Source organism: Microbacterium sp. BE35 (assembly GCF_031457705.1).
GTDB lineage: Bacteria > Actinomycetota > Actinomycetes > Actinomycetales > Microbacteriaceae > Microbacterium > Microbacterium trichothecenolyticum.
Map to the genome: position 1 here is coordinate 630,444 of NZ_JAVDXD010000001.1, position 21,303 is coordinate 651,746.

Here is a 21,303-nt window from a genome sequence, read left to right on the forward strand (position 1 = left end):
TTCCTTTCATCGATGGTGGATGCCGGACGCCAGCGTCTCGTCCGCACGCCCGGGAAGCCGGAGCACAGCCTCGACGCCCGCCGGCACCTCGACGCGCAGGCGCAGCTCGGGATCCGCATCCCAGCGGACCGCGGCGCGGCCGTGCGGCGTCTCGAGGCTCGCCTCCGCCCACGTGAGGCCGCCGCCCGGCTGCGGTGCCACCAGGATGCGCCGGTAACCCGGGTCGAGGGGTGCGATGCCGCCGATCGACCGGTGCATCCAGTCGGCGACGGCCCCGAACGCATAGTGGTTGAAGCTCGTCATCTCGCCCGGGTTGACGCTGCCGTCGGGCCGCATCGAATCCCAGCGCTCCCAGATCGTGGTGGCGCCCATCGTCACCGGGTAGAGCCACGACGGCACCTCGCGCTGCAGCAGCAGTGCGTAGGCATCGTCGAGGTGGCCGGTCGACGTCAAGGCATCGAGGATGAACGGGGTCCCGGCGAACCCGGTGCTGATGCGATGCCCCGCCTCGCGCACGAGTTCGGCCAGCCGATCGCCGGCGCGCTGCACGTCGGCATCGTCGAGGATGCCGAACACGATCGCGAGCGCATAGACCGTGGCGCTGTCACTCTCGACACGCCCGTCGTGGACGTACCGAGTGCGGAAGCCGACGCCGATGCGATCGCGCAGCGCGCGGAACTCCGCAGCATCCGACTCCGCGCCCAGCACCGCCGCCGCCCCGGCGACAAGGCCCGCACTGCGATAGGCGCTCGCCGTGGCGACGACCTCTGCCGGCGCCTTGGACTTGCCCGGGTCATCGGCGGGCGCGTCCGGATCCAGCCAGTCCCCGAACTGGAACCCGGAGTCCCACGCACCGTCGGGTGCGAGCGCCGCCTCGACGCTGCGAACGTGCGCGGTCATGAGGGGGTAGGCGTCGCGGAGCGTCTGCTCGTGGCCGTACGCGGTCCACAGCGCCCACGGCACCCACACGGCGGCATCGCCCCAGACGGCGGTCGCGCCCGGTTCGGGGAATCCCGTCTCGAGGTGCTTCATGACGTTCGGGACCACGACGGGCACTGTCCTCAACGGCGTCGCCTGCCGCTCGAGCTCGGCGTCGATGAGCCAGTCCGCGAGGAAGCCCTCGACATCGCCGAGGAACGCCGCCGTCGGAGCGAACACCGCGAGGTCGCCCGTCCAGCCGAGACGCTCGTCGCGCTGCGGGCAGTCCGTCGGCACGCTCAGGAAGTTGCCCTTCATCCCCCACACCACGTTGCTGTGCAGCTGATTCAGGAGTGCGTCGGAACACGCGAACGTGCCGGTGGGGCGGATGTCGGATCCGACCACGACCGCGGTCAGCGCCTCGGGGTCGAGCTCGCCCGGCCAGCCGGTGACCTCCGCATAGCGGAACCCGTGGAAAGTGAGCGTCGGCTCGAACACGTCGTCGCCGCCGCTGAGGACGAATCGATCCGTCGCCTCGGCGCGCCGCAGCGGGCGTGTGCCGAGCTCGTCGCCTTCGAGCACTTCCGCATGACGAAGGACGATCTCGCTGCCGGCCGGACCTGAGACCCGCACCCGTACGAACCCGACGAGGTTCTGACCGAAGTCGACGAGGGTCCGCCCTGATGGCGAGGTCCAGACCCGCTCCACGGCCCGCTCACCCAGCCGCCGGACGGGCGGTGAGGTTCGGGGGACGAGGCGGCCCGGGTCGACGTCGACGGCGTGCACCGCATCCCACTGCGCGTCGTCGAATCCCGGACGCTGCCAGGAGCGGTCCCGCAGGCGGGCGTCGATCGTCTCGCCGTTGTAGAGGTCGTCGGCGAGGACCTCACCCGTTCCGGCGCGCCACGACTCGTCGGTGCCGACGCGCTGAACGTGACCGTCGGCGAAGCGGATCTCGAGCTCGGCGTACCCGGCGCGCTCGTCTCCGTAAACCGCGCGCTGGCCGGTGAAGCCGAGCCAGCCGCGGTACCACCCGTTCCCGAGCCGCAGCGCGACGACGGTCCGCTCGGCGACGGCGGTGGTGACATCGTGCTCGACGAGACGCACGCGCCACTCGTAACTCGTCCACCCTGGCGCGAGCAGTTCGTCGGACGACGGGATGCCGTTCACCCACGCCTCGATGACCCCCTGGGCGGACGTGCGCAGAATCGCGCTGTCCACCGGGCCGTGCCCTGGATCGAGCGTGAACTCGCGACGCAGGAGAGGCGCCGCCTCCGCCGGATGATCGGGCGCGATCATCATCGCCTTCGTCATGCGGCCCCTCCGACTTCAGCGAGCTTCGCGACCAGGTCGCCGAACATGAGCCGGGTGTCGAGGGCGGTGAAGACGCGAACGGGCGGCGCCCCGGCGAGTAGGTCGCCGTAAGTGGCGTCATCGCTGATCGCACGCCGTGGTTGCAGGGCTGACGGCGACGACGACGGGTCGACATGGAAGGGCCCGCGGAGGGCGGTCAGCAGGACGAGCGGGCTGTCGCCGAGGACGACCGTCTCGCCTCGGTTGAACCCGAGCATCGCGGACATCGTCGCCGTGAAGGTGTCCAGGCAATCGACGAGGTGTGCCGCGAGAGGTCCGAGCGGTGCGACGTGGCGGTGGAGCTCGGCCCAGGTGATGAGGCACTGTTCGTAGGTCGTCTCGGGGACCTGCCAGATGGCCATCGAAGACGCGAAGACCACCCCCGCGGCGACAGGGTCGATGGTCGTGTTGAACTCCGCCGGGCGGCAATCGTCCGCATGCGCCGGGTCATAGCCCGGACCGCCGATCCAGACGAGCGTCAGTCGATCCGCGATGCCGGGTTCGTGGAGATACGCCGTGGCGAGGTCCGTCAGCCCCCCGCCCGCACAGTAGAAGAGCGGCAGCGGATCATCGCGGAGCGCCTCCGCGATGATCGCCCGCGCCGCGTCGGTGAGCCGCGGCGTGACCCCGGCGCGCAAGCCCGTCTCGGCGCCCGCAAGAGCGCGTTCGGGACGACCGAGCATCTCGACGATGCGATCCGCCGCGATCACTCCGCGCTCCACCACTCCCGGGTCGAACTCGGCGAAGGAGTCGGGGATCTTCGACGCGACGACCAGTGCGACATGCACCGAAGGGCTCAGCAGATGGTGCGCGAGCTGGAACAGTCCGTCGGGATCACCGCCGAAATCGTTGTCGAGGATGACGCGAGCGCGCGGAGCGCCGGCATCGTCGGCTCGAGCGGGGTCTGTCACTTCAGTCTCCTTGTGAATGTGTGACGCGCGAGCAGAAGTCGATCGCGGCGTCGAACACCGTGGACGGGTCGTCGAGCCCCTGCCAGAAGTGCTTTCCGCCCGCAACGGTGTGGAAGTCGACATCGGCTCCGACGCCTCGGAGCGCCTCGGCGAGCGCCTCGCTCTGCGAGAACGGAACATGCTCGTCGGCGGTGCCGTGCGCAATGTGGAACGGCGGAGCGCCGGCGTGCACCTGGTAGGCGGGACTCGCCCGGCGTGCGATCTCGGGATGCTCTGCGGCGGGTCCGCCGATCCAGCGAGCCTCACGGGTCTTCTCGGGTGGATCGCCCATGTCGTGCTCAGCCATCGTGAAGAGGTCGGCGGGACCGAACCAGTCCACGACGCCGCGCACATCACGGCGACCGAGCCCCGTGAGCGCGGCGAGCGTCGCGCCCGCCGAGACTCCCCACAGCACGGGGCGCGAGGCATCCACTCCGTAGTCGGCCGCGTGATTCCTCAGCCACTCGAGGGCGGCGTCGACGTCGTCCAGCTGCGCAGGGAATCGCGCTTCGCCGCTCAGGCGGTACTCGCACGAGGCGATCGCGAAGCCCGCCGCGACGATGAGATCGAAGGACCGGCCGACGCCGATCCCCGGGGTGAAGACCTTGCGACTGCCACGCAGCCACCCCCCACCGTGCAGGAACACGATGAGGGGCGCGCCGGCGGACGCCGGCGTGCGCAGGTCGAGCGAGAGCGGCCGGAAGCCCTCGGGCTGGGCGAAGTCGACCTCGAACAGCGACGACACGAGGAGGTCAGTCGCGGAACCGGAACTCGGGCATGAAGACAGTGGCGTACTTCTCGCCGGCGGCGCGCATGATCGAGAAGTCCGGCACGTAGACGCCCTGCGGCTGGTCGAGGTCGGTCTTCTGGCCGATCGCGTGGAAGAACCGCTCGAAGCCCGCCGTGCCTGCGCCGAACACCGTCGTGGTGTTCTCGATCTTGAATGCGTGGACGATGTTCGCCGGCACGAACGCGAAGTCGCCCGTGGTGAGCGTGGTCTTGGTGTGGTATTCCGCCTGGTCGTCCATCCACACCGAGATCTCGCCGTCGACGACGTAGAAGAACTCGTGGGTCCTGAGGTGCGTGTGGGCGGGGATGCGGTCCCCCTGACGCGCCTTCATCGTCCACGCGCCGTACTGGTCGTCCGTCTCGTCTCCCGAGACCAGGATCTCGAAGAGCTGGTCGAAGACGAGCGACTTCTCACCCTGCCCGTTGCCGATCACGTAGGGCTTCGGGGCCGCGGGCAGGATTCCGGCGAACGCGACCTTGTCGGGGTCGTCAGCGGCGAAAGTGGTCATGCTTACCTCCATGTAAGACGGTGGTGCCGTTAGGCAGACGGGAACATCGGGCCATTCCGATCGACCGTTCCAGATGCCTCAAGTCTCACGACGTTCCGCGGCCGGAGGAAGTTCGACATCCCTACCCGGCGTTAGCCTGAGGCTAAGATCCGAGCATGGACGTGCCCATCCACGTGATCCGGTATTTCTGTGTGCTCGCCGAAGAGCTGCACTTCGGTCGCGCCGCCGAGCGCCTCAGCATCACGCCTCCGTCGCTGAGCCAGCAGATCAGCCGCCTCGAGCAGCAGCTCGGTGTCAAGCTGTTCGATCGAAGTCCCCGCAAAGTCGAGCTCACCGGCTACGGGCGCGACCTGCTCCCCCTCGCCCGCCGGGTCCAGGACGACCACGACCAGCTCCTCGCCTGGGCGCAGTCGGTGCGCCGGGATCAGCACACGCCGCTCCTGCGCGTCGGTGTCGTGGCCGCGGGGGCCGGCGCGCTGACGACGGCGGCGATCGCCGCAACGATGCAGGCGATCCCGGCGGCGCGGATCGAGATGCGGCGGCTGGGCTTCTTCGACGTGGCCTCCGAGCTGGAAGCCGGGCGGGTCGACGTCGTGTTCGCGCCGTCACCCATGGTGCTGCCACCGCGGATCCGTGTAGAGCCGCTGTGGCGCGAACCGCGGGTGCTCGTCGTGCCCGCTGATCACGCCCTCGCCGGACGTGAGTCGGTCACGATCGCCGAGACCAACGACGAGGTGTTCGTGGCCGTCGCCCGAGGGATTCCCGAGGTCGTGAACTGGTGGATCGTCGACCCGCGCCCGGACGGGACGCGGCCCCGACGCGGCCCGACGGCCGACAGCGTCGACGGGCTCTTCGAACTGGTCGCGGCCGGGGCGGGGGTGAACATCGCGGGGCAGTCCGCGTCGCGCCAGTACCGCCGCGACGAGCTCGCCTTCGTGCCGATCTCCGACATCGAGCCGGCGACCATCGTGCTGTGCAGCCTCAGCGATTCGCCCAACCCGATGGTCAGGACGTTCCGGGAGACGGCGCAGGAGCTCTCGCCGCTCGTCGACGGGACCCTTCACTGAGCCGCTGGATCAGCCGACCGCCGCTTTCGCTTCTGCCCGGAGCGTCTGCCAGACCTCTCGGCGGCGGGCCTGCTCGTCGGGATCCGGCACGGGCGAGGCTGCCATGAGCACGCGGGTGTAGTCGCTCTGCGGGTTGCGGATGACGTCGAGCGTTGCTCCCTGCTCCATGACCTTGCCGCGATAGAGCACGACGACCCGCTGGGCGAGGAACTCGACGACCGCCATGTCGTGGGCGATGAAGAGGTAGCCGAGATCGGCGCCGGCACGCAGCTCGGCGAGGAGGTTCAGCACCTGCGCCTGCGTCGACAGATCGAGCGCGCTCACCGCCTCGTCGCACACGACGAGGCGCGGATCCGTCACAAGGGCCCGCGCGATCGCGATCCGCTGCCGCTGCCCTCCCGAGAACTGGCGCGGGTACCGGTCGTACGAGCCGGCGGGAAGTCCCACCGATGCAAGGGCCTCGTTCGCGCGGCGCACCCGCTCCTCGCGGGCGACACCGGCGACGCGAAGCGGCTCCGTGAGAGCGTCCCCGATCACCCGGCGCGGGTTGAGCGACGAGAACGGGTCCTGGAACACCGCGCGAAGGTCTCCCTGCAACGCGCGACGCTCGGCGACGCTGGCGCGCGTGATCTCGCGTCCCTCGAAGAGGATCTGCCCGTCGCTCACCGGCTGCAGACCGAGGATCGCCCGGCCGATCGTCGTCTTTCCCGAACCGGACTCGCCGACGAGCCCGAGCGTCTCACCGCGGGCGATCGCGAACGAGACGTCGTCGACCGCGGCCGGTCCATTCCTGCCGTAGCGCACGACGAGGTTGCGCACCTCGAGCAGCGGCGCATCCGTGCCCTGCGCGCCGACGGACACCGTGTCTGGGGCACTCATCGTCCTGCTCCTGTCGTCACGGGCAGCCGCCATTCGTCCTGGCGACCCTGCACCTCGTCTCGCCGGACGCAGCGGACTCCGCCTTCGCCATGAGCGCGCGGGTCGAGCGGCACCGTCACGAGGCACTCGTCGCGCGCGAAGCGGCAGCGCTGGGCGAAGCGGCACCCGGTCGTCCACGAACCCGGGAGCGGCACCTGACCGGGGATCGATGCAAGGCGCGCGGTCCCTTCGAGATCGAGGATGGCGTGCGGATCTGCCGCGAGCAGCGCCATCGTGTACGGATGCTCGGGCCGCAGCAGCACGTCGCGCACGGTGCCGGTCTCGACGATCTCGCCCGCGTACATGACCGACACGTCATCGCAGATGTCGGCGACGACACCGAGGTCGTGGGTCACGATGATGATGGACATCCCGCGTTCCGCGATGAGCCCGCGCAGCAGCGCGAGGATCTCGGCCTGGATCGTGACGTCGAGGGCCGTCGTGGGCTCGTCGGCGACGAGCAGACTCGGCGTGCCGCTCAGCGCGAGGGCGATCGCGACGCGCTGCGCCATGCCGCCCGAGATCTGGTGCGGGTAGCTCTTCAGCACGCGCGGCGGATCGACGATGCCAACGTCGGTGAGCAGCTGGGATGCGATGCGTTTGGCCTCGGCCCGACGGACTCCGCGCAGGCGCCGGATCGCGGCCGCGAGCTGCGCGCCGACCGTGAACATGGGATCGAGTGCCCGCGTCGGCTCCTGCGAGATGAAGGCGATCTCGTGGCCGCGCACCCGCTGGAGGGTCTTCTCGGTGGCCCCGGCGAGATCGGCATCACGCCATCCGATGCGCCCCGAGCGCACGGAGAGTCCCGGGGCGAGCAGGCCCAGCAGCGCGTAGGACGTCACGCTCTTGCCACAGCCCGATTCACCGACGAGCCCCATGACCGTGCCGGGGCGGACCCGCATCGAGACGCCGGTCACGAGGGCGGGGCCCCCGTCGACACCGATCACGAGATCCTCGACGACCAGCCCTTGGCGGTCGTTCGCGAGCTGCTCGTGGCTCGTCGAGGCGCCCGGCGTCGCCGGCCCGGAGGTGGGCTCGTCGGCCTCGCCGGTGAGCAGCGGCGGGATCGCGATGACGTCGACCGGCGCCGCTGTGTCGCGCAGCGGGTCGGCATTCGACCCGGGATACGAGGCATCCGCGATCATGTCGAGCGATTCGGGGGCGGCGTCGTCCGTCACCCCCACGACGGGGAGATCGTCGGCGACGGCGGACGCGGCGACCTCGGTCGCTGGCGCGCGTCGCAGTCGGCGACGGAGGGCGACGAGCGGCGGCGGAACGGCCGTACCGCCCGCGAGCACGTCCGCGAGGGAGTTGGCGGCGATGAGTGTGAGCGCGAGGATGCCGCCGGTCGGCACCATCATCCAGGGCTGCTGGAAGATGAAGCGCGAGGCGGTCTGGATCATCCCGCCCCACGTCGGCTCGGGCGGCTGGGGGCCGAGCCCGATGAACGCGAGCGCGGCCTGCATCCCGATGCCGACGCCGAAGAGCAGGACGAACTGCACGATGACGGTCGTCGACATGTTCGGCAGCACGTGGCGGATGCTGGCGCGCATCGGCCGAACGCCGTCGATCGCGGCCGCCTCGACGTAGAGCTGCGTGTGCAGCGACTTCGCCTGGCCGAAGAAGATCTTGTACATCGCGCCGAACAGCAGCAGTCCGAACGCCGCCATGACGAGCGGCATGTTGGTGCCGACCGCCGCGATGAAGGCCAGGATGATGACAGTTCCGGGCAGAGACAGGACGATCTCGCTGACCTGGTTCATCGCCCCTTCGCCGCGCCGGCTCCGAGCCGCCCAGAGCGTGATGGGGATCGTGACGAGCACCGCGACGATCGGCACCACGAGTCCGATGAAGATCGTCGGGGCGGCGGCGGTCACCAGACGCGAGAGGATGTCGCGGCCCAGCTCGTCCGTCCCGAGGAGGTGCGCGGGCGAGGGGCCCTGCAGTACGACGGAAAGGTCCTGCTCGAGCGGGCCGTACCGCAGCCACAGCGGCGAGGTGAGCGACGCGAGGACGAGCCCGACGAGCCAGATGATCGAGATGACGGCGGCCGGTGAGCGCAGCACTCGAAGGCGCAGCTTCCGCTCCGAGCGGCGAGGGCGGACGATCGAGGTCGTCGAGACGGTCATGAGGCACGCAGCTTCGGGTCGAGGGTCCGGTTGAGGAGTTCCAGCGCGATGTTCACGATCACGACCACGAGGGTGGCGACGAGCACGAGCGCCTGCACGAACGGGAGGTCGGCGGAGCCGACGGCGCTCTGCATGGCCTGACCGATGCCGGGCAGGGCGAAGAGCACCTCGATGACCACCGAGCCGCTGAACAGGACGATGAACATGACGGCCACGCTCGCGAGGATCGGGAGGCTCGCTCCGCGCAGCGCGTGGACGTAGATGATGCGGTTCGTAGGCGTGCCGACGGCGCGGAGGGTGCGGATGTGCTCCTGCGCGAGGGACTCCGACATCGAGGCCCGCGTCTGCCGGGCGATCCCGGCGGCCGAGGTGATCGCGATCGTGAGGACGGGCAGCACGAGCGAGCGCGCCCACGCAGCCGGGTCGTTCGCGAACGGCACGAACCCGGTCGCCGGGAGCAGCCGCAGCTGGACGGCGAAGACGTAGACGAGCAGGACTCCGACCCAGAAGGCCGGGACGGACAGCAGGATGCCGGAGGTCGCCGTGATGGCCTTGTCGACCGCTCCGCGGCGCACCGCCGCGATCACGCCCATCACGACGCCGATGAGGGCGGCGACGAGGGTTCCGAAGACCGCGAGCGCGGCGGTCACGGGGAGCCGCTTGGCGATATCGGGGCCGATGGGGCGCCCGTCGATGAGGGACGTGCCGAGGTTGCCCTGCAGCACTTGCGCGACCCAGGCGAGGTACTGCTGGATCCAGGGGTCGTACCAGCCGATCGACTCGTTGTACGCGGCCACCTGCTCGGGTGTGGCCGACTGGCCGAGGGCGACGCCGCCGGGCGTCGATCCCGAGAGGTGGACGAGCATGAACGCGATCCATGATGCGATCAGCAGCGTCGCGATCCCCCAGGCGACGCGCTTGAGGATGAAGATGAGCATCAGAACTCTCCCTGACGGGCGGTGCCGACGACGCGGGTCGCCGGCACCGTCGTCGGATCAGGATGCGGGCTGGATGGAGGCCAGGATCGGGAAGGCCTCGGCGCCCGGGAACGTCGGCTCGGCGACCTTCTTCGCGTTGTACGCCCACGGCGCCAGCTGCTCGAACAGCGGGATGAGCCACCCCGAGTCGACGATCGCGCGGTTGAGGTCCTTGAGAGCCGCGGTCTGCGCCGCTTCATCGCCGGTCGCCGCGCCGTACGCGCCGGCGGCGGCCTTGATCTCGGGGTTGTCCGCGCCGTGGAAGTTCGCGAAGCCGAACAGCACGCCGAACACGTTGCCGAGCGGGTTGGTCCACGTCAGCGGGAGCGGCCCGCCGAGCGGCTCGGTCTGCACGACGGCGAAGATCTCCTCTGTCGATGCCGCGTTCTTCAGGGTCATGTTGACGCCGATGGCCTCCCAGTAGGGCTGGAGCGCCTCGAGATCACGCTGGCTGGCGGAAGAGATCGTGAAGGTGAAGTCGAAGCCGTCCGGGTAGCCCGCCTCGGCGAGCAGGTCCTTGGCGGCATCCGGGTCGTAGGCGTACTCCTCGTCGAGCTCGGGAAGGTAGCCCGGGTTGTCGGCGGGCAGCGCGTTCGCCGTGGGAAGCTCGCCAGGGTGGATCGCCTCGACGAACGCCTCGCGGTCGATCGCCATCGAGAGCGCCTGGTACACACGCGGGTCTGCCCACTGCGGACCGAGAGCACCCGTCTTGTCGAAGGCCACGATGTTCTGGACTGTGCCGCCGTTGGCGACGAGTCCGACACCCGCGGACTCGACCTGAGCCTGCGTGTCGGCCGTGATGTAGGCCAGATCGACCTCGCCCGAGATCACCGCGTTGACGCGAGCCTGCGGGTCGAGGACCGGACGGAACTCATAGGAGTCGAAGGGATAGTCCGCGGCGGCGTCGCTGCCTTCCTTCTTGACGAGCAGGTAGGAGTTGCCCTTCACCGTGGCGTCCTCGTCGACCGTGAGCGGTCCCGAGCCGTCGGGCGTCGTGTCGAGGGTGGAGCGGTCGGCGGCGCCCGTCGGCCCCACAATCGCTCCTGCGGGCAGCACGAGGTTCGCCTCGAAGCCCGGCTGCGGCGCCGCGAAGGTGAGCGTCACGGTGTCGTCGTCGACCACGGTCACCTCCGAGATCTCGTTCTGTCCGCCGCTCGCGAAGCCGTTGTACGCGGACAGATCCGGGTTGCCGCGCGCGTCGAGGTTCTCCTTCACGAGATCGGCGCTCAGAGCCGTGCCGTCGTCGAAGGTCGCGCTGGTGTCGAGGTCCAGCGTCAGCTGCGTGTTGTCTTCGTTGTACTCGAACGATGTGACGAGATCGGGGACGACCTGACCGTCTTCGTCGAGCAGGAACAGCGAGTCGTAGATCCCCTCGAAGAAGAAGCGCTGCCCGCTGCCGTAGCGGACCGGGTCGTATCCGAGCGCGGCCTGATCGGAGTCGAGGCCGATGACGAGCTTCGACGTGTCGGCCGCACCGCCGCTCTGGCTGGGATCGCCTGCGCCGCTGCACCCCGCGAGTGCGAGGACTGATGCGGCGACGGCCGCAATGACGGCGGCGCCACGTGCTGTGATGAGTCGGGACATCCTGATCTCCTGTGATCGGTGTGCTGCTGCGGACTTCGGTGTCGTGATCGCGGTTCGGGATGCGATCTTTCGGTCAAGAGTGACGATGCGCGGGCTGTTTGGCCATTCGGATTCCTCTGGGATTCGTTAGCCGCGTCCTAACGCACGCCATTCTCACCACTCCATCTGATGAAATCGCCTTTCGTAGAATAAACAAGTAGTGCATGATGGAGCACGAGTTCAGAGAGGACCACTCATGCCCGCAGCATCCTTCCCCGCCGACTTCCTCTGGGGAGTCGCCACCGCCGGCCACCAGAACGAGGGCGACAACGTCACCAGCGACACGTGGTTCCTCGAGAACGTGACGCCGACCGTCTTCCAGGCACGCTCGGGCAAGGCGACCAACGGCTGGGAGCTGTGGGAGGGTGACCTCGACATCGTCGCGGGCCTGGGGCTCAACGCCTATCGCTTCTCGGTCGAATGGGCTCGCGTCGAACCTGTTGAAGGCGAGTTCTCGTCCGAGGCGCTCGATCACTACGAGGCGATCGTGGACGGATGCCGCGCCCGCGGTCTCGCCCCGATCGTGACGTTCAACCACTTCACGTCGCCGCACTGGTTCGCAGGTCGCGGGGCGTGGCTGGACCCGGAGGCGCCGGAGCTCTTCGCCCGCTACTGCGGCGTCGTGATGGACCGCTTCGGCGACCGCATCGAGCTCGGTGTGACCTTCAACGAACCGGATCTGCCCGAGATGCTGACGTGGGCCGACCTTCCCTCCTTCGTCGCGGATCTCGAACGCGCGACGCTGGCGGCGGCATCCGAAGCCGCCGGTGTGGAGAGATACCGGGCCGGCAACGTCATGACCCGTGAGGACTTCCCCGGGATGCGCGCCGGTATGACGGCGGCGCACGTCGCGGCCAAGGCCACCATCAAGCAGCGCCGCGCCGACCTTCCGGTCGGTCTCTCGCTCGCGATGTGCGACGACGTCGCCGTGCCCGGCGGCGAAGCGGTCCGCGACCGCAAGCGCGCGGAGGTCTACGACTACTGGCTGCGACTGGCCGCCGACGACGACTTCGTCGGTGTGCAGAACTACGAGCGCCTGGTCTACGGACCCGAGGGGCTGCTGCCCGCGCCGGAGGGCGCCGTGCTCAACGGCATGGGCACGACGGTCGACCCCGACTCGCTGCGCGGCGCCGTCGAGTACGCCTACGCCGTGGCCGGCGTCCCGGTCCTCGTCAGCGAGCACGGCGTGAGCACGCCGGATGACAGCATCCGTGCCGACTTCATCGAGCCGTCGCTCGACGGCCTCGCTCAGGCGATCGCCGACGGCGTCCCCGTGATCGGGTACTGCCACTGGACGCTCATGGACAACTTCGAGTGGATCTTCGGCTACGGCCCGAGGCTCGGTCTGCACGAGGTGGATCCCGAGACCTTCGCACGCACCGAGAAGCCGAGCGCGGATGTCTACCGGCAGCTGGTGGCTCGATATCGCCCGGAGGCGTGATCCTCAGTCCGAGACGAGGGTGCCGCCGTCGATCACGATGTTCTGGCCGCTCACGAACGCGCCGGCGGGCGACGCCAGCCAGACGACGGCACCGGCGACCTCCGCCGGCGTCCCGAAGCGACCGAGCGGCGTCTTGGCCAGTCGCGCGGGTGCGGCGGACGGGTCGTCGGTGATCGGCCGCGCGAAGTCGGTCGCGATGACGCCGGGCGAGATCGCGTTCGCGCGGATGCCGCGCGAACCCCATTGCACGGCCAGGTTGCGCGCGAGCTGCGCGTTCGCGGCCTTGGTGACGCCGTAGCCCGACAGCAGGCGATTCCCGCGCAGGCCCGAGAGGCTCGACATCACGATGAACGCTCCCCCGCCGCCGCCGGCCATGACGGGCAACGCGCGGTCGGCCAGCCGTGCGACCGCGCGCACGTGCAGGTCGAACATGCGGTCGAGCATCTCCATGGCGTCGGCGCCCGGGTCGTCGAGCGCGGCGCCGGCGTTGGCCACGACGGTGTCGATGCGCCCGAATCGCCTCACCGTGGTGTCGACGAGGCGGTCGAGGGCCGCGGCATCCGTCACATCGCACACGACGCCGATCGCATCGGCGCCCTGGCCGACCAGTCCGGCTGCGGCACGCTCGGGCTTCGACGACGCCAGACCCGCGAGGACCACACGCGCACCCGCTGCGGCGAGCGCCTCGGCAGCCGCGCGCCCGATGCCGGTCGCGGCCCCCGTGACCACGGCGACCTGGCCCGCGCACGAGAAGAGCCGCGCAGGCGCGAGCGGCGAGGACTCCATGTGCTCATCCTCGCGCGCCGGGCGCCGGCGTGGGTTCGGGGATTCCGATGCGCGGCATCAGCGGATGCCGGTTCCCGCACGCCGGGCGGCGGGCTAGCGTCGCGTCCATGACCAGGTATCCGGACCTCGAGGGACGCACGATCGTCGTGACCGGGGCGGGAGGCGGCCAGGGTGCGGCGGAGGCGCGGGTGCTGGCGGAGGCGGGAGCGCGCGTCATCGCCACGGATGTGACGGACGCCCCGAGCTCACCCACGGAGGGCGTCGAGTACCGGCGGCTCGACGTTGCGGACGAGCGCGACTGGACCGCACTCGCCGCCCACCTGACGGAGATACTCGACGGCGAACCGCTCCGCGGACTCGTGAACAACGCCGGCATCACGCATCGCGCGCGGCTGGGCACGGTCGAGCGTGCGGACTGGGATCGTGTGCTCGCCGTGAATCTCACCGGGCCGATGCTCGGGATCCAGGCGCTCGCGCCGCTCATGGGCGCGGGATCGTCGATCGTCAACATCGGGTCGTCGGCCGCGCTCAACGCGCACTACCCCGTGGCGTACACGACGTCGAAGTGGGGGCTTCGCGGTCTCACGCATGTCGCGGCGACGGAGCTCGGGGCGCGCGGCATCCGTGTCAACGTCGTGCACCCCGGCTTCATCGAGACGCCGATGACCGCCGGTGCGCCGGAGGCCATGCGGGCCGCTCAGCTGGCCCTGACGCCGCTCGAGCGGGTCGGCGTGGCGGACGAGGTCGCCGAGGTCGTCGCGTTCCTGCTCTCGGATGCCGCGTCGTACCTCTCCGGGGCCGAGATCCCGGTCGACGGTGGTGCGACGTCGTCGGCGGGCGCCAAGTTCATGGCCGACCGCATCGCGGGGTCCTGACCCCACCCGCAGAACTCCACGGATTCGAGGCTGCGGCAGCCGAGGGAGCGGTTCCTCACCCGCTGACCGACCAGATCAGTGGAGTTCTGCAGGGCGAGCGCCCGCGTCACGACTCGAGGGGCGTGCGGCCCTTCGCGCGCGCGGCGCGCTCGGCGCCCGCGAGGATCTCCGAGTTGAAGAACTCCTGCTGCAGGATCACCGCGCCGTCCTGCACGCGGATCAGGTGCACGAACGACTGCGGGTAGGGCTCACCGAGGAACCGCGCCTCATCGACCATCCGACTCGTCACGAAGAACAGCCCAGGGTCGACGCAGTCGTGGATCACGAGGTCCGTGTGGACGACGTTCTCGAACATGCCGGCGTTCGCGTGCGTGTTGGCGACGATGTCGTCGCGGCCCTCCCACCGTGTCTTGGGCAGCTCGGACGGCGCGAACGGCAGCTCCTTCACCCCGTTCGGGTGCCACAGTGCGATCCGCTCGGCCGGATTGTCGAGATTCGAGGTGAAGAACGCCTCGACCACCGCGCGATTCCCTGCGCGAAGTGCAGCATCTCCCCCGGTCACCGGGCGACCTCCTCGACACGCTCCGCGGCCAGCTGCTCGACGAGCTTGCGGGCGCCGCGGACGGCGATCGCGACGCTCATGAGCGTCGGGTTCATGGTGTTGGCCGTCGGGATCAGGGCGTTCCCGCCGACGACGAGGTTGTCGTAGCCCCAGACCCGCGAGTACGGATCCGCGACCGACGTGCCGTCGTCGGACTGTCCCATCCGCAGGGTGCCCATGTAGTGCAGGCTCGAGCCGTTGGGCAGCAGCCGCGGCTCGGCGACGAAGGCGCCGAGGGCGGCGCCGGCGCGGCGCACGCGCTCGGTGGCCTCGTCGAGCTCGGGCTGCTCGGCATCCGTCAGCGCGTACTCGATCGTCATGTTGGGGAAGCCGCGGTAGTCGAGCTCGCTGTCGTCGAAGGTGACTCCGTCCTCGACGCGCGGGTGCTTGCGCACGCCGTAGCCCATGTTCACGTAGCCCCAGCGGTTGCCCGCGGCGGGGTGCGACGGGTCGAGCTGGAAGGGCGGGTTCTCGGCGTACATGACCTGGAGCGAGAAGGGGTGCCCCGGCTCGGAGAACGGGATCCGGTTGACGGCCGCGACCGGATCGGCCGCATTCTGCGCGCGCCGGGCGAGCTCAGCCTCGAACTCGTCGTCCGTGATGCGCGCGCTCATGCGCTCCTCGTCGAGGGCCACCGTCGTGATGACGACGTGGTGCTCGGTGAGGTAGCGCCCGAGGGCGCGGGGGCGGATGCCGCTGGCCCAGAGCAGCTGCGGAGAGCGGAACGCGTCGGCGGCCACGACGACCGCGTCGGCGGCGAAGAACGAGACCTCTTTCGTGCGGAGATCCTCGATCGTGACTCCGGTGGCCGCGCCGTCCTCGGTCTCGACCCGCCGCACCAGCGTCAGGTCGCGCAGCTCGAACCGCGCCGACTCAGGGGTGCCTTCCTCGATGAGAGGCCCCAGGACGGTGTTCGCTCCTGCCCACGCCATGGAGCCGTCGGGCTGCGGGTCTCCGGCGACCGGCAGGGTTCCCACGCCGTAGCCGGCGGGCAGTTCGGCGCCGAACTCGTCGCTCAGCAGCGACCGGATCGCGGTGCCGATGGCCGAATCCGCGAACGCCGCCTGCTGCGCGTGCAGCAGCCCCTCGGCCGTCGAGATCAGGTCCTCCCACTCGGCGTCGTCGATGAAGTCGACCTTCTCGCTGAAGGCCGGGCGCGGGATCGCGCAGGTCCAGTGCGCGCCTTGGCCGCCGACGTTCGTCGCCGCGGCCGCCGCGGGGAAGGTGGCGGCGTGCGCGGATCCCGGGCCCCCGAAGTCGAGCAGGTGGGTCCCCTGGCGGGCGGTGAACATGCCCTCGACGACGACGCCGGCGGGAATGCCGAGGCTCTCGCGGAACGCGCCCGACTGCGGCCCCTGCGACATCTCGCGGGCACGGGCCTTCTCGTCGGGGTCGGCGATGTTGCGGACACTCTGACCGGGAACGGCGGTGAGCTGAGGTCCCGCCTCGAACATCACGACGCGGGCGTCGGGGCTCGCCTCGAGGATGACGCGGGCGTACGCGGAGCCGATCGGCCCGGAGCCGACGATGGCGACGATGGGGGTGGAAGACATGGGAGTACCTCTTCTGGTCACGCGGTGAGGGGTTCGGAGCTGGGTGCCGGTGCAGGCTCGGATTCGTCCGAGAGGCGACCGGCCGGAAGGAGCACGGCGGCCACGACGCCGGCGGCGTAGGCGACGGCGAGTGCCGCGAACACGGGAGCGAAGATGCCGCTGTAGATCCCGGCGACCTGGCTCTGCACGGCGGCGGACGCCTCGTGCACGAACTGCGGTGTCAGCGTCGCGGCATCGAGCGAGGACGGGAGCAGTGCCGCGACGCCGAAGCCGATGACCCCGCCGATGATCGCGGTCGCGACGGTCGAGCCGACCTGTCGCACGAGGTTCACCGTCGCCGTCATGCTGCCGGTGTCGCGACGCGGCGCCGCGCTCTGCACGACCGCGATGACGAGACTCATGAAGGCGCCGGTGCCGACCCCGACGACGGCCATGACGATCATCGGCACCCACAGCGGCAGGCCTACCGGGAGGACCGACATGGCGAACAGCCCGGCGGCGCTCAGCGCCGTGCCCGCGATGCAGTAGACGCGGTAGTGGCCGGTGCGGCTGACGAGCCACCCGGTCGCGAGATTGCTGACCAGCATCCCGAACACCGTCGCGATGGGCACGAGACCCGACACCGTCGCGCTCGTGCGGTAGGCCATCTGAATGTACGTGGGCAGATACGCCGTGATCGAGAACAGGCCGATGCCGATGATGGCCGACAGCACCGTGCCGACCGCGATGGTCCGGTCGACGAAGAGCCGCAGGGGAACCAGCGGTTCGGGCGCCCGCAGCTCGATGAGGAAGAACGCGGCGAACGCCATTCCCGCAACGACGAAGGAGACGACGGATGCTGCAGCCAGCGCGGGATCACCGATCCACGTCACCGCGAGTACGAGCGCGACCATCGCGATCGCGAACGAGACGGACCCGCCGACATCGAACCGGCGCCGGCCGAAGCCCGGCAGGTGCGGCACGGCGACGAGGGCGAGCAGGAGCGCGGCGACGCCGAACGGGATGTTGATCCAGAACACCCACTGCCAGCCCCAGTAGTCCGTGATGAGGCCGCCGAGCACGGGGCCGATGAGGATCGCGACGGGGAAGGCGGCGCCGATGATGGCGAGATACCGCGGCCGCTCGCGCGGGGTGGTCACGCGGGCGACGATCGTCTGCGACATCAGGTGCAGGCCCGCCGAGCTCATGCCCTGCACGACGCGCGCGCCGATGAGCTGCGGCATGTCCTGCGCGAAGCCGCAGGCGAGCGACGCGACGAGGAACAGCACCAGGGACACCAGGAACACGGCGCGCGGTCCCACCGCGTCCCCGAGCTTTCCGAGGACCGGCAGCAGCACGGTGCTCGCCAGCGTGTAGCCGACGACGACCCACCCCATCTGAGCGAGGGCTCCGAGTTCTCCGGCGACGGTCGCGAGGGAGGTCGACACGATCGTGTGGTCGAGGGCTCCGAGGATCGCGACGGTCAGGAGGGAGACGATCAGGAGGCGGAGCCTCCACGGTGACATGCTCATACGCGTTCTGGCCCGTACGACCGGGCGATCGACGCGACGGGGTGTGCCCCTGGGCGGCCTCGCCGCAGGGAACGGGCCTCCGTGGGCCCCGACGTCACTGTCGATTGTAGCCATTCTTTAGTCGAAAAACAACTAAAGACTCAGGAGCGCTGCCTCGCGCGGGAGCGCGGACGCGCGGAAGGCGGACTGGGTGCGGCGACCTGCGCACCCACGGTCCCGACGAGCTCGCCGATGCCCTCGACCGTCATGCGCACTTCGTCGCCCTCGCGCAGAGCGGGGATCGTCGAGCCCCTGCCCCACAGCTCGCCGAGGCATCCGCCGTTTCCGACCGTGCCGCTGCCGAGCACGTCCCCCGCCACGACCCGGGAGTTGCGCGAGGCGTACGCGACCAGTTCGGGGAACGGCCAGCCCATGTTCGACACGAGGTCCTCTCCGACGAGGTCGCCGTTGATGCGCACCTCCGCCCGGATCGCGAGGAAGCCGTCGGCGTCGACGTACTGCTCCAGCTCGTCGGCCGTCACGATCCACGGACCGAGACTGGTGCCGAAATCCTTGCCCTTCGCGGGTCCGAGGCGCACCTTCATCTCCCGAGACTGGAGGTCGCGCGCCGACCAGTCGTTCATGATCGTGTAGCCGAAGATGCGGGAGGCGGCCTGCGCCGCCGTCAGGTTCGCCTCGCCGACACCGGGTGCGTTGCCGACGACGACCGCGACCTCCAGCTCGAAGTCGAGGCGCTCGGTCACCGGCGGGGCGACGGGCTCGTCCGGCCCGAGGATCGTGTGCGGGTTCGTGAAGTAGAACGTCGGCGCCTGGTACCACTCGGGCACGACCTCGCTCTTGCCGTCGACCGACGCGCTCACGCCCTCGACGTGCTCCTCGAAGGCGACGAAGTCACGCACGGACGCCGGCACCACCGGCGCCAGCAGGCGCACCGCGGCGAGCGCCGTTCCGGACTCGCCCCCCACCCGGCCGAACGCGGCGTGCGCAGCATCCAATCCCCCGGTGAGGATGTCGGCGACGGTCTGGCCGTCCGGGAACGGGACGACGCGATCGCCCACGACGAAGCCCTCGCCGACGACCGTGCCGTCGCTCCAGCGCGCGAGCCTCATGCCGAGACCTTCGTGCGCAGCAGCTCGTCGGCATTGCCGGCGAGGATGCGGTCGGTGATCTCGGCCGGAAGGTCCGCCGAGCGCACGAAGGCGACCGGGTCGTCGAGCCCCATGTCGAAGGGGAAGTCGCTGCCGAGCACGACGCGCGAGCCACCGGCGACCTCGACGAGGTGCCGCACCGCGATGGGGTCGTGCACGACCGTGTCGAACCACAGTTTCTTCAGGTAGCTGGACGGCTCGTGCGCGCAGCGCCGCGCCTCGGGCCGCACCCGCCACGCCCGGTCGGATCGTCCGATCGCGAACGGCAGGTAGCCGCCGCCGTGGGCGACGACGATCTTGAGCCCCGGATGCCGGTCGAGCACTCCGGCGAAGATGAGGTGCGACAGGGCGACGGCGTTCTCCGTCGGCTGCCCCACCGTGTTCGAGAGGTAGAAGCGGTCGAGGCGCTCGTCGAGACTGCAGCCGAACGGATGCAGGAAGACCACGCAGCCGAGTTCGGCGGCACGGGCCCAGAACGGCTCGAGCCGCTCGTCCGAGAGCTCGACGTCACCGGCGAACGACGAGATCTCGACGCCCGCGAGACCGCGCCCGAGCACCGCGTCGTCGAGGTACTCGACGATGTGCGCCGGGTGCTGCAAGGGCACGACGCCGAGGCCGAGGAGGCGGTCGGGCGCCTGGGCGACGTGCTCGGCGATGAGCCGGTTCGTCTCCCCCGCGATCCAGCCCGAAAGCCCTTCGTTCGCCCACGGGTAGAAGTGGTTCGGCGAGACGCTGACCCACTGCCGATCGACGCCCTGCTCGTCCATCGCCGCGAGTCGGGCGTTCACGTCGGTGAGCTTCGGGATCCGGGCGCCGATCATGGCGCCCGACGCCTGCAGGCTCTCGACGCCGTTGCGCCGGCGTTCGAGATCGGCGGCCGCGGCCACCTCGGCGGGCGCGCGGCGCTCGACCTCGGCGTGGAGGGCCGGCAGCAGCAGGTGCGCGTGGACGTCTACGACCGGCATCCGGTCGCCGCTGACCGAAATGACCTCGGTCATGCGGGCACCGCCATCTGGTGCGCGATGCCGAACATGAGGCCCGCGACGTCCGCATCCCGGACGCCGTCCAGCTGCCACTGGCCGAGCTGGACGGATGCCTCCACCACGGCCGTGGCGCGCGGCAGCCGGCGCGCGTGGAACTCGTCCCACAGCGACGCGTCGACGGCGTCCCGGCCGGCCAGCAGCTCGGTGAGCACCAGGGCGTCCTCGAGTCCCTGCGCCGCGCCCTGCGCGATCGTCGGAGGGCACGAGTGCGCAGCATCCCCGATGAGCACGACGCGGCCGCGGTTCCACGCCCCCTCGACGATGTGCTTCGTGAACCAGGTGTAGTTCGCGTGCGCACCGCCCTCGAGGTCGGCGCGGATCGAGTTCCAGGGGCCGTTGTAGGCGCGGGACTCCTCGAGCATGATCCGGGTGGCTTCCTCGTCGCTGACGTCGAAGCGGTCCTGCGCCTTCTCCACGAGGAAGGCGTACATCGTGTCGTCACCGGTCGGCGTGTAGCCCGCGATGTACACAGGACCGCCGTAGTAGAGCTCGCTCCGGACGACCTCTGCCGGCCGCGAGACGAACGAGCGCCAGATGCCCATGCCGGTCGGCTCGGGCTTGGTCTCGATGCCGATGAGCCCCCGGACGGCGGAGTTCAGGCCGTCGGCGCCGATGAGCAGATCGTATGTGCCGACGGAGGCGCCATCGACGAAGACCTCGACGCCGTCGCCGCTCTGCTCGAGACCTGTGACCTTGGTTCCGAAGTGGACGTTCGCACCCGCCTTCCGCGCGTGGTCCAGGAGGATGCGGGCGAGTGCAGGCCGCGGCATCCCCATCGCCGCCGGGTAGTCGGGTCCGCCGGTCTTGACGTCCGGAAGCTCGGCGACGATCGGCGCATCCGGCCCGGGAGCGCGCAGGTTGAGCCCCTCGAAGGGGTAGCCGGCGGCGCGGATGTCGTCCCACGCGCCGAGCGCGTCGAACACGCGCAGGGCGTTGCCCTGCAGCGAGATGCCGGATCCGAGCGCGCTGAGCTCGGGCTTGGCCTCGAAGACGTCGATCTCGACGCCGGCCTTGGCGAGCTGGATGGCGGCGGCGAGTCCGCTGACGCCGCTCCCGGCGATCGCGACCTTGTTCACTGCGGTCATGTCAGAACCTCTCTGTTCTTCGTCTTC

At 70.2% G+C, this 21,303-nt stretch carries 18 protein-coding genes; 3 read left to right on the forward strand and 15 right to left on the reverse strand.

The annotated features are described in order from the left end of the window. Positions 1-6 precede the first annotated feature (6 nt). From J2Y46_RS02705 to J2Y46_RS02720, 4 genes are read right to left on the reverse strand one after another with little or no spacing between them, the layout of a single operon-like run. Positions 7-2,232, reverse strand: coding sequence for a family 78 glycoside hydrolase catalytic domain (locus tag J2Y46_RS02705; RefSeq protein WP_310240048.1), 2,226 nt, complete (start codon positions 2,230-2,232; stop codon positions 7-9). Next, positions 2,229-3,182: a nucleoside hydrolase gene (locus J2Y46_RS02710; RefSeq protein WP_310240050.1), complete on the reverse strand. Its 954-nt coding sequence runs from the start codon at positions 3,180-3,182 to the stop codon at positions 2,229-2,231. Before J2Y46_RS02710 ends, J2Y46_RS02705 begins: the two co-directional genes overlap by 4 nt. Before the next feature lies 1 nt (position 3,183). Beyond that, the gene (locus tag J2Y46_RS02715) at positions 3,184-3,966 is read right to left on the reverse strand and encodes an alpha/beta hydrolase (protein WP_310240051.1); all 783 of its coding nucleotides are present in this window, start codon (positions 3,964-3,966) and stop codon (positions 3,184-3,186) included. A gap of 7 nt (positions 3,967-3,973) precedes the next feature. After that, positions 3,974-4,519: a quercetin 2,3-dioxygenase gene (locus J2Y46_RS02720; RefSeq protein ID WP_052676762.1), complete on the reverse strand. Its 546-nt coding sequence runs from the start codon at positions 4,517-4,519 to the stop codon at positions 3,974-3,976. Positions 4,520-4,674: 155 nt separating this feature from the next. On the opposite strand from J2Y46_RS02720, the gene J2Y46_RS02725 reads away from it, so the two are divergent. Beyond that, entirely contained in the window at positions 4,675-5,586 is a 912-nt protein-coding gene (locus J2Y46_RS02725; protein ID WP_310240052.1) for a LysR family transcriptional regulator, read from the forward strand. A 9-nt stretch (positions 5,587-5,595) separates the two neighbouring features. On the opposite strand, the gene J2Y46_RS02730 is transcribed toward J2Y46_RS02725, so the two are convergent. The 4 genes from J2Y46_RS02730 to J2Y46_RS02745 are packed head-to-tail and all read right to left on the reverse strand — an operon-like array spanning position 5,596 to position 11,194. Next, positions 5,596-6,465, reverse strand: a complete 870-nt coding sequence (locus J2Y46_RS02730; protein ID WP_310240053.1) for an ATP-binding cassette domain-containing protein — start codon at positions 6,463-6,465, stop codon at positions 5,596-5,598. Next, positions 6,462-8,633 (reverse strand): dipeptide/oligopeptide/nickel ABC transporter permease/ATP-binding protein, encoded by a 2,172-nt coding sequence (locus J2Y46_RS02735; RefSeq protein ID WP_310240054.1) that lies wholly within the window; start codon positions 8,631-8,633, stop codon positions 6,462-6,464. The genes J2Y46_RS02730 and J2Y46_RS02735 overlap by 4 nt, the downstream gene beginning before the upstream one ends. Continuing rightward, on the reverse strand, positions 8,630-9,571 hold the full coding sequence (locus J2Y46_RS02740) for an ABC transporter permease (protein ID WP_310240055.1): 942 nt from the start codon (positions 9,569-9,571) through the stop codon (positions 8,630-8,632). Before J2Y46_RS02740 ends, J2Y46_RS02735 begins: the two co-directional genes overlap by 4 nt. A gap of 57 nt (positions 9,572-9,628) precedes the next feature. Continuing rightward, complete coding sequence (locus tag J2Y46_RS02745; protein ID WP_310240057.1) at positions 9,629-11,194, reverse strand: ABC transporter substrate-binding protein; 1,566 nt, start codon at positions 11,192-11,194, stop codon at positions 9,629-9,631. Between the two features lie 235 nt (positions 11,195-11,429). Between J2Y46_RS02745 and J2Y46_RS02750 the strand changes: the two genes are divergently transcribed. Continuing rightward, positions 11,430-12,674, forward strand: coding sequence for a family 1 glycosylhydrolase (locus J2Y46_RS02750; RefSeq protein WP_310240058.1), 1,245 nt, complete (start codon positions 11,430-11,432; stop codon positions 12,672-12,674). Positions 12,675-12,677: 3 nt separating this feature from the next. Here J2Y46_RS02750 and J2Y46_RS02755 read toward each other — a convergent pair whose 3' ends face one another. Further along, complete coding sequence (locus J2Y46_RS02755; protein ID WP_310240059.1) at positions 12,678-13,460, reverse strand: SDR family oxidoreductase; 783 nt, start codon at positions 13,458-13,460, stop codon at positions 12,678-12,680. A gap of 107 nt (positions 13,461-13,567) precedes the next feature. Between J2Y46_RS02755 and J2Y46_RS02760 the strand changes: the two genes are divergently transcribed. Further along, positions 13,568-14,335 carry an SDR family oxidoreductase gene (locus J2Y46_RS02760; RefSeq protein WP_310240060.1) on the forward strand — a complete coding sequence of 256 codons (768 nt, stop codon included), beginning with the start codon at positions 13,568-13,570 and terminating at the stop codon, positions 14,333-14,335. A 106-nt stretch (positions 14,336-14,441) separates the two neighbouring features. Here J2Y46_RS02760 and J2Y46_RS02765 read toward each other — a convergent pair whose 3' ends face one another. The 6 genes from J2Y46_RS02765 to J2Y46_RS02790 all read right to left on the reverse strand — a co-directional run bounded on the left by J2Y46_RS02765 (position 14,442) and on the right by J2Y46_RS02790 (position 21,276). After that, positions 14,442-14,897 carry a PhzA/PhzB family protein gene (locus J2Y46_RS02765; RefSeq protein WP_310240062.1) on the reverse strand — a complete coding sequence of 152 codons (456 nt, stop codon included), beginning with the start codon at positions 14,895-14,897 and terminating at the stop codon, positions 14,442-14,444. Then, entirely contained in the window at positions 14,894-16,489 is a 1,596-nt protein-coding gene (locus J2Y46_RS02770; RefSeq protein ID WP_310240064.1) for a GMC oxidoreductase, read from the reverse strand. The genes J2Y46_RS02765 and J2Y46_RS02770 overlap by 4 nt, the downstream gene beginning before the upstream one ends. A gap of 17 nt (positions 16,490-16,506) precedes the next feature. Then, the gene (locus J2Y46_RS02775; RefSeq protein WP_310240066.1) at positions 16,507-17,994 is read right to left on the reverse strand and encodes an MFS transporter; all 1,488 of its coding nucleotides are present in this window, start codon (positions 17,992-17,994) and stop codon (positions 16,507-16,509) included. Positions 17,995-18,140: 146 nt separating this feature from the next. After that, a complete protein-coding gene (locus J2Y46_RS02780) occupies positions 18,141-19,109 on the reverse strand; it encodes a fumarylacetoacetate hydrolase family protein (protein WP_310240068.1) in 969 nt (322 codons plus the stop codon). Next, positions 19,106-20,146 (reverse strand): amidohydrolase family protein, encoded by a 1,041-nt coding sequence (locus J2Y46_RS02785; protein WP_310240070.1) that lies wholly within the window; start codon positions 20,144-20,146, stop codon positions 19,106-19,108. Before J2Y46_RS02785 ends, J2Y46_RS02780 begins: the two co-directional genes overlap by 4 nt. Beyond that, entirely contained in the window at positions 20,143-21,276 is a 1,134-nt protein-coding gene (locus J2Y46_RS02790) for an FAD-dependent monooxygenase (RefSeq protein WP_310240072.1), read from the reverse strand. The genes J2Y46_RS02785 and J2Y46_RS02790 overlap by 4 nt, the downstream gene beginning before the upstream one ends. Between the last annotated feature and the right edge of the window lie 27 nt (positions 21,277-21,303).

Excerpts from the sequence above, each read along its gene's own strand:
- J2Y46_RS02705 (WP_310240048.1), bottom strand. The coding sequence starts at position 2,232 with ATGACGAAGGCGATGATGATCGCGCCCGATCATCCGGCGGAGGCGGCG.
- J2Y46_RS02720 (WP_052676762.1), bottom strand. The coding sequence starts at position 4,519 with ATGACCACTTTCGCCGCTGACGACCCCGACAAGGTCGCGTTCGCCGGA.
- J2Y46_RS02725 (WP_310240052.1), top strand. The coding sequence starts at position 4,675 with ATGGACGTGCCCATCCACGTGATCCGGTATTTCTGTGTGCTCGCCGAA.
- J2Y46_RS02730 (WP_310240053.1), bottom strand. The coding sequence starts at position 6,465 with ATGAGTGCCCCAGACACGGTGTCCGTCGGCGCGCAGGGCACGGATGCG.
- J2Y46_RS02735 (WP_310240054.1), bottom strand. The coding sequence starts at position 8,633 with ATGACCGTCTCGACGACCTCGATCGTCCGCCCTCGCCGCTCGGAGCGG.
- J2Y46_RS02740 (WP_310240055.1), bottom strand. The coding sequence starts at position 9,571 with ATGCTCATCTTCATCCTCAAGCGCGTCGCCTGGGGGATCGCGACGCTG.
- J2Y46_RS02745 (WP_310240057.1), bottom strand. The coding sequence starts at position 11,194 with ATGTCCCGACTCATCACAGCACGTGGCGCCGCCGTCATTGCGGCCGTC.
- J2Y46_RS02750 (WP_310240058.1), top strand. The coding sequence starts at position 11,430 with ATGCCCGCAGCATCCTTCCCCGCCGACTTCCTCTGGGGAGTCGCCACC.
- J2Y46_RS02755 (WP_310240059.1), bottom strand. The coding sequence starts at position 13,460 with ATGGAGTCCTCGCCGCTCGCGCCTGCGCGGCTCTTCTCGTGCGCGGGC.
- J2Y46_RS02760 (WP_310240060.1), top strand. The coding sequence starts at position 13,568 with ATGACCAGGTATCCGGACCTCGAGGGACGCACGATCGTCGTGACCGGG.
- J2Y46_RS02770 (WP_310240064.1), bottom strand. The coding sequence starts at position 16,489 with ATGTCTTCCACCCCCATCGTCGCCATCGTCGGCTCCGGGCCGATCGGC.
- J2Y46_RS02775 (WP_310240066.1), bottom strand. The coding sequence starts at position 17,994 with ATGTCACCGTGGAGGCTCCGCCTCCTGATCGTCTCCCTCCTGACCGTC.
- J2Y46_RS02780 (WP_310240068.1), bottom strand. The coding sequence starts at position 19,109 with ATGAGGCTCGCGCGCTGGAGCGACGGCACGGTCGTCGGCGAGGGCTTC.
- J2Y46_RS02785 (WP_310240070.1), bottom strand. The coding sequence starts at position 20,146 with ATGACCGAGGTCATTTCGGTCAGCGGCGACCGGATGCCGGTCGTAGAC.
- J2Y46_RS02790 (WP_310240072.1), bottom strand. The coding sequence starts at position 21,276 with ATGACCGCAGTGAACAAGGTCGCGATCGCCGGGAGCGGCGTCAGCGGA.